This is a genomic window from Pseudovibrio sp. W74 (assembly GCF_001623085.1).
Classification (GTDB): Bacteria; Pseudomonadota; Alphaproteobacteria; order Rhizobiales; family Stappiaceae; genus Pseudovibrio.
Genome location: NZ_LMCJ01000047.1, coordinates 1,640 through 1,876, shown reverse-complemented (window position 1 = coordinate 1,876; position 237 = coordinate 1,640). Strand labels below are relative to the sequence as shown.

General features: G+C 53.6%; 1 protein-coding gene. It reads left to right on the top strand.

Annotation, left to right across the window (positions count from 1 at the left end; genetic code table 11):
- A partial coding sequence (gene tssD / locus PsW74_RS21270) for a type VI secretion system tube protein TssD (RefSeq protein ID WP_153042451.1) occupies window positions 1-237 on the top strand: 237 nt, incomplete at both ends.

Here is a 237-nt window from a genome sequence, read left to right as displayed (position 1 = left end):
GGTCAGCGCGTGCACACTCCGTTCAAGTTCACCTGCTCCATGAACAAGTCCATCCCGCTGCTTTATAATGCGCTGGTCTCCGGTGAGATGCTGCCGAAGTGTGAAGTCAAATGGTACCGCACCAATTCTTCCGGCAAGCAGGAGCATTTCTTCACCACCTCCTTTGAAGATGCGCTGATCACCAACATTGAGTGTGGCCTGCCGCATTGTCAGGATCCGAAGAACGCTGACTTCACG